The 8,847-nt window shown below is 65.1% G+C and carries 9 protein-coding genes; 6 read left to right on the top strand and 3 right to left on the bottom strand.

The genetic code is table 11. From position 1 onward, the window contains the following. Positions 1–266 precede the first annotated feature (266 nt). The 3 genes from ligD to EN869_RS31020 all read right to left on the bottom strand — a co-directional run bounded on the left by ligD (position 267) and on the right by EN869_RS31020 (position 4,243). Positions 267–2,765, bottom strand: a complete 2,499-nt coding sequence (gene ligD, locus EN869_RS31030) for a DNA ligase D (RefSeq protein WP_127230410.1) — start codon at positions 2,763–2,765, stop codon at positions 267–269. Between the two features lie 15 nt (positions 2,766–2,780). Then, positions 2,781–3,644 carry a Ku protein gene (locus tag EN869_RS31025; RefSeq protein WP_127230409.1) on the bottom strand — a complete coding sequence of 288 codons (864 nt, stop codon included), beginning with the start codon at positions 3,642–3,644 and terminating at the stop codon, positions 2,781–2,783. Positions 3,645–3,736: 92 nt separating this feature from the next. Then, positions 3,737–4,243: a ferritin-like domain-containing protein gene (locus tag EN869_RS31020; RefSeq protein WP_127230408.1), complete on the bottom strand. Its 507-nt coding sequence runs from the start codon at positions 4,241–4,243 to the stop codon at positions 3,737–3,739. Between the two features lie 372 nt (positions 4,244–4,615). Between EN869_RS31020 and EN869_RS31015 the strand changes: the two genes are divergently transcribed. From EN869_RS31015 to EN869_RS30995, 6 genes are all read left to right on the top strand, one after another. After that, the gene (locus EN869_RS31015) at positions 4,616–4,756 is read left to right on the top strand and encodes a hypothetical protein (protein ID WP_127230407.1); all 141 of its coding nucleotides are present in this window, start codon (positions 4,616–4,618) and stop codon (positions 4,754–4,756) included. A gap of 1 nt (position 4,757) precedes the next feature. Further along, complete coding sequence (locus EN869_RS35590; RefSeq protein WP_278159983.1) at positions 4,758–4,883, top strand: hypothetical protein; 126 nt, start codon at positions 4,758–4,760, stop codon at positions 4,881–4,883. Positions 4,884–4,934: 51 nt separating this feature from the next. After that, a complete protein-coding gene (locus EN869_RS31010; protein WP_127230406.1) occupies positions 4,935–5,387 on the top strand; it encodes a thiol-disulfide oxidoreductase DCC family protein in 453 nt (150 codons plus the stop codon). A 9-nt stretch (positions 5,388–5,396) separates the two neighbouring features. Beyond that, the gene (locus EN869_RS31005; protein ID WP_127230405.1) at positions 5,397–7,103 is read left to right on the top strand and encodes an SDR family oxidoreductase; all 1,707 of its coding nucleotides are present in this window, start codon (positions 5,397–5,399) and stop codon (positions 7,101–7,103) included. Between the two features lie 106 nt (positions 7,104–7,209). After that, positions 7,210–7,578 (top strand): YciI family protein, encoded by a 369-nt coding sequence (locus EN869_RS31000; RefSeq protein WP_127230404.1) that lies wholly within the window; start codon positions 7,210–7,212, stop codon positions 7,576–7,578. A gap of 7 nt (positions 7,579–7,585) precedes the next feature. Further along, the gene (locus tag EN869_RS30995) at positions 7,586–8,833 is read left to right on the top strand and encodes a DUF6596 domain-containing protein (RefSeq protein WP_127230403.1); all 1,248 of its coding nucleotides are present in this window, start codon (positions 7,586–7,588) and stop codon (positions 8,831–8,833) included. Positions 8,834–8,847 lie beyond the last annotated feature (14 nt).

Raw genomic sequence — 8,847 nt, 5'->3', positions numbered from 1 at the left:
TTGCGGCGATCATCATCACGATCAGGTCGCCAAGCCGATGCGTGGCGTTGCCAGCGCGCGGATCGGGCAGCGCGCCGAAATAGCTCTCAAGGCTCGAAATGGCAGTCTCTCCTCAATTCGACTGCCTGCCCAAAGAATCGCTTCTCAAGCCAACTTCAAGTCCCAAAAACCCATATGCGATTCCCCTGCCCTCGAGGGGGAGATGTCCGGCAGGACAGAGAGGGGCGAAGGATCTCGGCATAGGCGACTTTGCGTCTTGCCCGCGATCACTCCCGCTTCAGCGCCTTCCCCAGCTTGAAGAACTCCTTCCACGGGTCGGCCTTCTTCAGCTGCGCCAGCGTCGTCTCGTCGCCGAGCGGGAAGGCATTCGGCGCCAGGCCCTTCTCCAGCTCCGTCCACGTCACCGGCATCGATATCGTCGCGCCCTTCTTGGCGCGCGAAGAGTAGGGCGCGACAGTGGTCGAGCCGCGGCCGTTGCGCAGATAGTCGACGAAGATTTTTCCCGTGCGCGCCTTCTTCGACAGCGTCGCTGTGTAGCGGTCGGGCGCGGCCTGCTCCAGCGCGCGGGCGAAGTCATGGGCGAAATCCTTGACCTGATCCCAATCGGCCGAGGGTTTCAGCGGCACCAGCACGTGATAGCCCTTGCCGCCGGAGGTCTTGACCAGGTTGGGCAGCGACAGCTCGTCGAGCTTTTTACGAATGTCGAGCGCCGCCTCGCGCACCCGGCCAACGTCGACGCCTTCATCCGGGTCGAGGTCGAAGATGATCTGGTCCGGCTTTTCCAATGCATCGAGGGTGCAGCCCCAGATATGGACCTCGACCACGCCATACTGAACAAGTGCCGCGAGCCCATCGAAATCCTTGATGAACAGGATCTCCTCGCCGTCGGTCGGGTCCTTCATCCGCGCGATCTTGTCGCTCATGCCGGGCGAGGCATGTTTTTGGAAGAAGCGCTGACCGTGGATGCCGTCCGGCGCGCGCACCAGGCTGAGCGGCCGGTTGACGACGAATTGCTCCATGCGCGGCCAGACCAGCGCGTAGTGATCGAGCAGGTCTTGCTTGGAGACTTTTTCGTCGTGCCACAGCAGCTTGTCGGGGTGCGAGAGTTTTACAGACGTCGCCGCCGTTCCAGCTGAGGCCTTGGCGGGTTTTCCACCCGGCTTTGCTTCGGCTTTGGTCTTCTTCGGCTGTTCCTGCACGACTTCCTCCGCCGGCTTGTCCTCGCGCAGCCCCTGGAACGAAGCATGGCGGATTATGCGGTCGGATGTCCAGCTGCGGAACTCCACCTCGCCGACAAGCTCAGGCTTGACGAAGGTAAGCCCCTTGCCCTTCGGCACGGCGGCCGAGAAGGGCGACTTGTCGGCCTTGAGACCGTCGAGCTTCTTCTTGAGGTCCGTCATCACCTTGCCGGAAAAACCGGTGCCGACGCGGCCGGCATAGTGCAGCTTGCCGCCCTCATAATAGCCGACGAGAAGCGAGCGCACGCCCCGCCCCGTCTTGTCGGAAGGCAGATAGCCGCCGATGACGAATTCTTGCCTGAGCGTGCATTTCGATTTGATCCAGGAGAGCCCCCGCCCGCTGCGATAGGGCGCGTCGGCGCGCTTCGACACCACGCCTTCCAGGCCCATGCGGCAGACATGCTGCAGCATGACCTTGCCCGGTTCGTGGAAATGATCGCTGAAGCGCAGCGCCGAATTTTCGGGCTGGTCACCGAGCAACTCGGCCAGCGCCTGCTTGCGCTCGACCAGCGGTTCGCGGCGCAAATCCTCGCCATCAAGCCGCATCAGGTCGAAGACATAGTAGATGAAACGGGCGGCGCGGCGCGCCGACAGGTCCGCCTGCAGCAGCGGAAAGGACGATACGCCGCTGTCGGCCAGCACCACGATCTCGCCGTCGATGATGGCGTCGCGGCATTTCAGCTTGCCAAGCGCCGCCGTGATGGGACCGTCGAACTTTTCCGTCCAGTCGAGACCGGCGCGGGTGAGCAGCCTGACCTCACTGCCGGCGATCTGCGCCTGCATGCGGTAGCCGTCGAATTTCACCTCATGCAGCCAGTCGTCACCGGCCGGCGCGTTCTTCTCCAGCGTCGCGAGCTGCGGCTCGATGAAGTCGAGACGCTTGGCGTGCCCGGCCTTGGCCTTGCTGGCGGCCGGCTTGTTCGATTGCCAGACTTTCGGCTTCTCGCCTTTCGCAGCCTTGCCTTGGCCGACCTCGTCGATGGTCAGGCCCGATTTCACCGATTTCGGCTGTTTCGCGAGAACGTCCTCGCCGGGACGGGCGGCTGCATCGTCGGACTTGATCAGAAGCCAGTTGTCGCGCTTTTCGCCGGGGCGCGGCCTCAGCCTGACCAGATGCCAGCGGCCGTTGAGCTTGTGGCCTTCGAGCTCGAAGTCGATATGCCCTTTCTTCATGCCTGTGGCCGGGTCGCCGTCGGGTAGCCATTTGCCTTCGTCCCAGACGATGACGGAGCCGCCGCCATATTGGCCCTTCGGAATGGTGCCTTCGAAGGAGGCATAGTCGATCGGGTGATCCTCGACATGCACGGCCAGCCGCTTCTCATGCGGATCGAGGCTCGGGCCGCGCGTCACCGCCCAGCTCCACAGCACGCCGTCATGCTCCAGCCGGAAGTCGTAGTGGAGCCGCGTCGCGGCGTGCTTCTGGACGACGAAGATGCCGCCGCCCCGCTTTTGCTTGCCGACCTTGCCGGCCGGCTCGGCGGTTTTCCTGAAATCGCGCTTGGCGTGATATTGTTCGAGGCCGGCCATGATGCTGGACTCCCCTTATGCGGATTTGCGCTTCGGCGCCGGCTTGCTCTTGCTTTTCCCGGTCGTCGCCTGCCAGGAAGATTTGCCGGACTTCGCACCGCCTTCCGCGTTCAGGCTCTTCTTCAGCGCATCGAACAGGTTGACGACATTGGATGGCTTGGGCGGCGCCTTGGCCTTGGGCGCCTTCTTGCCGGCCTTCTTGGCGCGGATCAGCTCGAGCAGCGCATCCTCGTAGCGGTCCTCGAATTTCGACGGATCGAACTTCGTCTTCTTGCCGTCGATGATGTGCTGGGCGAGGTCGATCATCTCCTTGTCGGTCTTCGCCGCCGTGATGTCCTCGAACACCGTCGCCGGCCGCCGCACCGTATCGTCATAGCGCAAGGTGGTCAGCACCATGCCCTTGCCGAGCGGCTCGATCACCACTGGGCGTTCGCGCTGATAGAGCACGATGCGCGCGAGGCCTGCCATCTTCCTCGCCGCCATGGCGTCGCGGATGACGGCAAAAGCCTCCTCGGAGACCTTGTCGGCCGGCGAGACGTAATAGGGCGTGTCGAGGTAGATCTGCTCGATCGAGGATTTCTCGACGAAGCCGTCGAGGCTCATCGTGTGCGAGGATTCGATCTGCACCGCCTCGATCTCCTCCTCCTCGATGTGGACGAAATCGCCGTCGCTCACCTCATAGCCCTTGATCTCGTCCCCCTCTTCCAGCGGCTTGCCGGTCTCGGCATCGACATAGATGCGTTTGACGGTGTTGCCGGTCTTGCGGTTGAGGATGCGGAACGAGACTTTTTCGGCATGGGTGACGACGTTGGTCAGCTCGATGGCGCATGTAACCAGCGACAGTTTGAGATAGCCCTTCCAGGCCGGGCGTGGTGCCATGGCGAACTCCTGGCCAAATTCCTGTGCGGCGCGATCCTACCGCAACGGCCAGGGGTTCGCTTGGGTTCCGGGGAGGGCTGGCATGTGGCCCGTTATTCGGCCGCCTGCAGGTTGACCTTGCTTTCGGCGATCTCTGTCAGCTTGCGGTCGGTCGCCTCTTCTTCCTTGAGGTTCTTGGCCAGCACGTTGGCGCAGTCGCTGCGGCCGAGCTGCTTGGCCCAGGCGATCAGCGTGCCGTAGCGCGTTATTTCGTAGTGCTCGACGGCCTGCGCGGAGGCGATCAGCGCCGCATCGAGGACTTCCTTGTCGTCGACATCGCCGCTGACTTCGTCAGCCTCTTCGAGGATGCCATCGATGGCCGGGCAGTTGACGGTCTTGGCCTTGACGCCGTGCAGCTCGAACACCTGTTCGACCCGCTCGATGTGGCCCTTGGTCTGCGTGAGATGCTTCTGAAAGCCGGCTTTCAATTGCGGTTCGGTCGCCTTGTCGATCATCTTCGGCAGCGATTTCTCGATCTGCTTTTCGGCATAATAGATGTCGCGCAGCGTGTGGATGAAGAGATCGTCCAGCGTTTTGATGTCCTTCGAAAAGAAGCCCATGGCGGTTGCCTTTCCATGTTTCGCGTTGTCGGGAGGTTGGCCGGATCACCCCGGCCTTGCTGAGTGAACGTCTTCTTCTGGGACAGGTTCCTGGCCACCCGACCTAACGCAATGAAATTTCCCGGCGTCGGTCGGACGTGAAACAGAAGCGCGTCGAAGCGACATCGGAACGAAACATATGTGATGCAAAAGTCACACGAAGCGGAATGGCGACGAAAGGCACTGAAAGACCCCGAATCAGCCGCATTCCAGCCATGATGCGACGAGTTTCGGACCAGAAATTAACATCACGTTCACCGACTATTCACGCCTCGGCGCTATCCTCTCGAACAATTCGGACGGGACATCCGAAAGCGGGACAGGGACAGGGAAATGAACTTCTGGAATCACATCGCCGGCTACGCCGCCGCCATTCGCGAATTCGTCGCGCCGACCTATCGGCCGGAGCGCTATTACATGCGCGGCCCGGGCCCGGCCTGCGCGCGTCGCGCCAACTCACTGGGCGTCAACTGACATGACCCGCGAACGCGCCCACCACAGCCGCATTTGCCGGCCGGCCGCCGACCAGCGCGCCACCACCTATCGCGCCGAGCGCCTCGTGCTCGCCGCCAACTGGCGTGCGACAACGCCGCGACTTTAACGCCGCCGCCGGCTGGCTTAGTGTCTAAAGGCACAAGCAGCCGGGGCCGCCATGACCGACCTGCCCGAACCGAACCGTCCCGCCTCTCCGAACCATGCCTATGACGCCCGCCAGCCGCTGATCGTTTTCGATGGCGTCTGCGTGTTCTGCTCGGGCTTCGTCCAGCTCATCCTGAAACTCGACCGGGAAAAACGCTTCCGCTTCGCCACGGCGCAATCGCCGCTCGGCGAGGCGCTGTTTCGCCGGCACGGCCTGCCGACCGACGATTACGACAGCAACCTCGCCATCATCGATGGCGTCCCCTTCACCAAGCTCGACAGTTTCGTCGCCGTCATGGCGGCGCTCGGCTGGCCGTGGCGCGCGGCGAAGGCGCTGCTCATCCTGCCGCGGCCGCTGCGCGACTGGCTCTACGATCGCGTCGCCCGGAACCGTTACACGCTGTTCGGCCGCAAGGACAGTTGCGAGATCCCATCCGCCGAACTGCGGCAAAGGCTGGTCGGCTAGGAGGCCGCGATGAAGCTTCTGATCGTCGGCGGCTATGGCACCTTCGGCGGACGCATCGTGCAGCTGCTCGAGAATGAACCGCGCCTGGAGCTGCTTGTCGCCGGCCGCTCGCTCGGCAAGGCCGAGGCTTATTGCAAAGGACGGGGCGCCACTAGGGCCAGGCTCGTGCCGGTGATGTTCGACCGCGACGGCGACCTTCGCACGCAACTCACGGGCATGCGGCCCGACATCGTCGTCGACGCCAGCGGCCCGTTCCAGGCCTATGGCGAGGGGCGCTACCGGCTGGTCGAGGCCTGCATCGATGCGTGCATCCACTATCTCGACCTTGCCGACGGCTCGGAATTCGTAGACGGGATCTCGGCCTTCGACGCGGCGGCCAAGGCGGCTGGCGTGATGGTGCTCTCCGGCGTTTCGAGTTTTCCGGTGTTGACAGCGGCGGTGGTGCGACGCCTCTCGGCCGGCATGGCACGCATCGAAAGCATTCGCGGCGGCATCGCGCCGTCGCCCTTCGCCGGCGTCGGCGAGAACGTCATCCGCGCCATCGCGAGCTATGCCGGCCGGCCGGTACGACTGCTGCGGAACGGCAAGGCAGCGGAGGGTTACCCGCTCACCGAGCAGATGCGCACAACGATCGCGCCGCCTGGGCACGTGCCGGTGAGGAACACTTTGTTCTCGCTGGTCGACGTGCCGGATTTGCGGGCGCTGCAGGTGCTGTGGCCGGAAGCGAGCACGATCTGGATGGGCGCCGGGCCGGTGCCGGAGGTGCTGCACCGGGCGCTGATCGGCCTCGCCTGGCTGGTCCGCGCTGGCCTCGTCCCGTCCCTGTCGTCGCTGGCGCCGCTGATGCACTGGGCGACCAACCGGCTGTCCTGGGGCGAGCATCGCGGCGGCATGTTCGTGGCGGTCGAGGGTGCGGATGCGGATGGCAGGCCGATCAGGCGGTCCTGGCACCTTTTGGCCGAGGGCGATGACGGGCCGCTGATCCCGTCCATGGCGGTCGAGGCGATCATCCGCAAGGCGCTCGACGACCGCATGCCCATGCCGGGCGCACGGGCGGCGGTGCGCGACGTCGAGCTCGAGGACTACGAGAAGCTCTTCGCCAGCAAGACGATCTATACCGGCTTGAGGGACGACAGTGAGGCCAGAGGCCTCTATCCCGACCTGCTTGGCGATGCCTGGAAAAACCTTCCCGCTGAAATCCGCGCCATGCATGAGGGAGCGGCAATGGCGCAGGGCCGCGCCAGAGTCGAACGCGGCAGCGGCATGCTTAGCCGGCTTGCGGCGCGGCTGATCGGCTTTCCCGCCGCCGCGACGGATGTCCCGGTCAAAGTCAGTTTCGATATCGGCAAGGACGGCGAGACCTGGACGCGGACGTTCGGAACCCACAGTTTTTCGAGCCGGCAATTCGCCGGGCGCGGCCGCCCGGAGCGGCTGCTTTGCGAGCGCTTCGGTCCGCTCACCTTCGCTATGGCACTGGTCGTCGACAACAACCGGCTTCGGCTTGTGCTGCGCCGCTGGAGCTTGCTCGGCCTGCCGCTGCCGATGTGGCTCTGCCCGCGCTCGAACGCCTTTGAAGCCGCCGAGGACGGCCGCTTCCGCTTCCATGTCGAGATATCGCATCCGGTCGCCGGACTGATCGTGCGCTATCGCGGCTGGCTGGAACCGGCATCGCGCCCGGCGCCAAGCAAAGTTCCGCACCTTGTTCCGGCCGAGTGACTGGGAGGAGCGGCAAAAATTTCGGGCGCCTGTCGAAATCGGTCGACGCCACACGACATAGGTCGGCACGCGACGAAGCGGCCTTCAGAAAGAACGGGAGAAGACCATGCGATACATGCTTTTGATCTACAATGACGAGAAAGCGATGGCGAATGCTCCGAAAGAGCAGACCCAGCAGGTGCTCGCGGCCTATGGCGCCTATACCGAGGCGCTGCACAAATCGGGCGCCTGGCTTGCCGGCGACAGGCTGCGGCCGACCCAGGCGGCCACCCAGGTGCGGCTGGCCGGCGGCAAGACCAATGTGCTCGACGGCCCCTATGCGGACACCAAGGAGCAGCTCGCCGGCTTCTACATGATCGAGGCGGCCGACATCGACACGGCCATCGAATGGGCGGCGCGCTGCCCGGCGGCAAGCACCGGCACGGTCGAGGTACGGCCGATCTGGGAAATGGCCGAGTACATAGCAGCGGAGTGATTCCGCGATGGACGATCGCTCGGAGATCGCTCGGGCGGCGGCCGAAGCGGCCGCCCGGCGCAGCTACGGCAAGCTGGTCGCCTGGCTGGCGGCGCGCACGCGCGACGTCGCCGGCGCCGAGGACGCGCTGGCCGATGCCTTCGCGGCCGCGCTCGAACGCTGGCCGCGGACCGGCGTGCCGGCGCAGCCGGAGGCCTGGTTGCTCTCCGTGGCGCGCCGGCGCGACGTGGACGCGGTGCGGCGACGCCTGACCGGCGAGGCGGCCCGCGACCATCTGCAGCTGATTGCCGAGGAGATGGAGGCGCGCATGGACGGCGAGGATCTGCCCGACGACCGGTTGCGGCTGATGTTTGCCTGCGCCCATCCGGCGATCGAACCGAGCGTGCGCGCGCCGTTGATCCTGCAGACGATCCTCGGTTTCGACGCCGCGACGATCGCCTCGGCCTTCCTGGTTTCACCGGCGACGATGGGGCAGCGTCTGGTGCGGGCCAAGTCCCGCATCCGCGAAACCGGGATCCCGTTCCGCGTGCCGGAACAGGCGGAGCTCGGCGACCGGCTGGGTGCCGTGCTGGAAGCGATCTACGCCACCTTCGCCGAAGGCTGGGCGGATGCGACCGGCACCGACACCAGGCGGCGCAACCTCGCCACCGAAGGCATCTGGCTCGGACGGCTGGTCGCCTCGCTGATGCCGGACGAGCCGGAGGCGCTCGGACTGCTGGCGCTGATGCTTTTCGCCGAGGCGCGCCGTTCGGCAAGGCGCGGACCGGAGGGGGACTTCGTGCCGCTTGCGGAGCAGGATATCGCGCTGTGGGACGACAGCCTGATCGATGAGGCGGAAGCCTTGCTGGTGCGCGCCGCGCAAAGAAAAATCATCGGCCGCTACCAATTGGAGGCCGCCGTGCAGTCCGCCCACGCGGCGCGCCGGCGCGGCAGCGGTACCGACTGGGCGGCTATCCGCCAGCTTTACGACGCGTTGCTCGCCGTCGCCGGCTCGCCGGTGGTGGCGATCAACCGCGCTGTGGCGATCGCCGAAACCGAGGGCGCCGCGGCAGGACTGGCAGCGCTTTACGTGCTGGGCGAGGACAAGCGGCTGCAGGATTACCAGCCCTATTGGGCCGCCCGCGCCGGGCTGTTGGCCAGGATCGGCAACATCAAATACGCCGCCGAGGCCTACGACCAGGCGATCGGCCTCGAGCGCGATCCGGCGCTGCGGCGTTTCCTGCAGGACGAGAAGGCCAAGCTCTCTAGGAATTAGAGCAATGCCAGGAC

Origin of the sequence: Mesorhizobium sp. M2D.F.Ca.ET.226.01.1.1, from assembly GCF_004022705.2 — a bacterium.
Lineage (GTDB): Bacteria > Pseudomonadota > Alphaproteobacteria > Rhizobiales > Rhizobiaceae > Mesorhizobium.
The sequence above is the reverse complement of the archived record's forward strand: the minus strand, read 5'-3'. Positions and strand labels throughout refer to the sequence as shown.